Raw genomic sequence first — 3,246 nt, 5'->3', positions numbered from 1 at the left:
ACAAGTAAAAACACAAAACCAACACCACCAAAAACCTAAAACGAACATTCACCGTCTGGGTATCCAGGCGTTTGAACCGGTACTGATCGAAGGCAAGGCTATCCAGCTGCACCCTCTGGTCTGTGCTGCGTACAACGCCGACTTCGACGGCGACCAGATGGCGGTCCACGTACCGCTGACCCTGGAAGCCCAGCTCGAAGCCCGTGCGCTGATGATGTCGACCAACAACATCCTGTCGCCAGCCAACGGTGAGCCAATCATCGTTCCGTCGCAGGACGTTGTACTGGGTCTGTACTACATGACCCGTGAAGCGATCAACGCCAAGGGCGAAGGTCGTGTGTTCGCGGACCTGCAGGAAGTCGACCGCGTATTCCGCGCCGGCGAAGCTGCACTGCACGCCAAGATCAAGGTTCGTATCAACGAAACCGTGAACGACCGTGATGGCGGCAGCGTCAAGAACACCCGTATCGTCGACACCACTGTCGGCCGTGCGCTGCTGTTCCAGGTGGTCCCGGCCGGCCTGTCTTACGACGTGGTCAACCAGCCGATGAAGAAGAAGGCGATCTCCAAGCTGATCAACCAGTGCTACCGCGTGGTTGGTCTGAAAGAGACCGTGATCTTCGCTGACCAACTGATGTACACCGGTTTTGCCTACTCGACGATCTCGGGTGTTTCCATCGGCGTTAACGACTTCGTTATCCCTGATGAAAAAGCTCGCATCATCGATGCCGCAACCGACGAAGTGAAAGAGATTGAAAGCCAGTATGCATCCGGCCTGGTAACCCAGGGCGAGAAGTACAACAAGGTGATCGACCTCTGGTCCAAGGCGAACGACGAAGTCTCCAAGGCGATGATGTCCAACCTCTCGAAAGAGAAGGTTGTCGACCGTCACGGCGAGACCGTGGACCAGGAATCGTTCAACTCGATGTACATGATGGCCGACTCGGGTGCGCGGGGTTCCGCAGCACAGATTCGTCAGCTGGCCGGTATGCGTGGTCTGATGGCCAAGCCGGACGGCTCGATCATCGAGACGCCGATCACCGCGAACTTCCGTGAAGGTCTGAGCGTACTCCAGTACTTCATCTCGACTCACGGTGCTCGTAAGGGTCTTGCGGATACCGCATTGAAAACTGCGAACTCCGGTTACCTGACTCGTCGTCTGGTAGACGTTGCGCAGGATCTGGTCGTGACCGAGATCGACTGCGGCACCGAACAGGGCCTGCTGATGACTCCGCACATCGAAGGCGGCGACGTTGTCGAGCCTCTGGGTGAACGCGTACTGGGCCGTGTTATCGCCCGTGACGTGTTCAAGCCGGGCACCGAAGACGTCATCGTTCCTGCCGGTACGCTGGTAGACGAGAAGTGGGTCGAGTTCATCGAGCTGAACAGCATCGACGAAGTGATCGTGCGTTCGCCGATCAGCTGCGAAACCCGCTACGGCATCTGCGCCAAGTGCTACGGTCGCGATCTGGCCCGTGGTCACCAGGTGAACATCGGTGAAGCTGTCGGCGTTATCGCTGCACAGTCGATCGGTGAGCCGGGTACCCAGCTGACCATGCGTACGTTCCACATCGGTGGTGCGGCAAGCCGTACTTCGGCAGCGGACAGCGTTCAGGTCAAGAACGGCGGTATCGTTCGCCTGCACAACCTGAAGCACGTCGAGCGTGCCGACGGCAACCTGGTCGCGGTCTCGCGTTCCGGTGAGCTGGCGATTGCCGACGAATTCGGTCGTGAGCGTGAGCGTTACAAACTGCCTTACGGTGCAGTGATTTCGGTCAAGGAAGGTGACAAGGTCGACGCTGGCTCCATCGTGGCCAAGTGGGACCCGCACACTCACCCGATCGTTACCGAAATGAAAGGTACCGTGACCTACGTGGGCATGGAAGAAGGTATTACGATCAAGCGCCAGACCGACGAACTGACCGGTCTGACCAACATCGAAGTACTGGACGCCAAAGACCGTCCTGCAGCCGGCAAGGACATTCGTCCTGCGGTCAAGATGGTCGGCATCGATGGCAAGGATCTGCTGCTGCCAGGTACTGACGTACCGGCCCAGTACTTCCTGCCGGCGAACGCCCTGGTTGGTATCGCGGACGGTGCTCAGGTGGGCGTGGGTGATGTTCTTGCCCGTATCCCGCAAGAGACTTCCAAGACCCGTGACATCACCGGTGGTCTGCCACGCGTTGCCGACCTGTTCGAAGCGCGTCGTCCGAAGGAAGCGTCGATCCTGGCAGAAGTCAGCGGTACGATCGCCTTCGGTAAAGAGACCAAAGGCAAGCGTCGTCTGGTGATTACACCGAACGATGGCAGCGATCCGTACGAAGAGCTGATCCCGAAATGGCGTCACCTGAACGTCTTCGAAGGTGAGCAAGTGAACCGTGGTGAGGTTATCTCCGACGGTCCGAGCGATCCGCACGACATCCTGCGTCTGCTGGGTGTCAGCGCACTGGCGAAATACATCGTCAACGAGATTCAGGACGTTTACCGCCTGCAGGGCGTGAAGATCAACGACAAGCACATCGAAACGATCCTTCGTCAGATGCTGCGCAAAGTCGAGATCTCCGAGTCCGGTGATTCGAGCTTCATCAAGGGCGACCAGATGGAACTCACTCACGTACTGGTCGAGAACGAGCGTCTGGCACAGGATGAGAAATTCGTTTCGAAATTCACTCGTGTGCTGCTCGGTATCACCAAGGCGTCGTTGTCGACCGAATCGTTCATCTCGGCGGCCTCCTTCCAGGAGACCACTCGCGTACTGACCGAGGCGGCGGTAACCGGCAAGCGCGACTACCTGCGCGGCCTGAAAGAGAACGTGGTCGTGGGTCGTCTGATCCCGGCCGGTACCGGTCTTGCCTATCACAGCGAGCGCAAGCGTCGCCGTGATGCCGACAAACCTCTGCGTGTGAGCGCGAGCGAAGTCGAAGCGGCCCTGACCGAAGCGTTGAACTCAAGCAGTAATTGAGACCAGTGCCCCGGATCTCATGCTCAACCTCTCCTGGTCCCGGACCAGGGGAGGAGGGTATGCGACTCGGGGCGCTGTCTTGACTGGGGACAGGATCCTCTTTAGACTCTTGTACCCCAAAATCTGGCGGGACTCGCGTCCTGCCATTTTGCTTTTCTTGCAAGACAATAGCGTCGCAAGACAACAGTGGAGCTAGTAGATGGCAACTATCAACCAGCTGGTACGTCAGCCGCGTAAGCGTATCGTCGAGAAATCCGACGTACCTGCGCTGCAGAACTGACCGA

The 3,246-nt window shown here is 58.2% G+C and carries 1 protein-coding gene and 1 pseudogene; both read left to right on the top strand.

Going from position 1 to position 3,246, the window contains the following annotated elements; translation table 11 throughout:
• On the top strand, positions 1-2,962 hold a 2,962-nt coding region (gene rpoC, locus ACIPO9_RS28055), incomplete at its 5' end, for a DNA-directed RNA polymerase subunit beta' (RefSeq protein WP_400784541.1).
• Between the two features lie 199 nt (positions 2,963-3,161).
• A pseudogene (gene rpsL, locus ACIPO9_RS28050) lies at positions 3,162-3,242 on the top strand (30S ribosomal protein S12); the annotation flags it as partial.
• Between the last annotated feature and the right edge of the window lie 4 nt (positions 3,243-3,246).

The sequence above is a fragment of the Pseudomonas sp. NPDC090203 genome (assembly GCF_044746765.1).
In the GTDB taxonomy this organism is placed as follows: Bacteria; Pseudomonadota; Gammaproteobacteria; order Pseudomonadales; family Pseudomonadaceae; genus Aquipseudomonas; species Aquipseudomonas putida_AD.
Note: the sequence above shows the minus strand (reverse complement) of the source record. Positions and strands in the feature narration are given on the sequence as shown.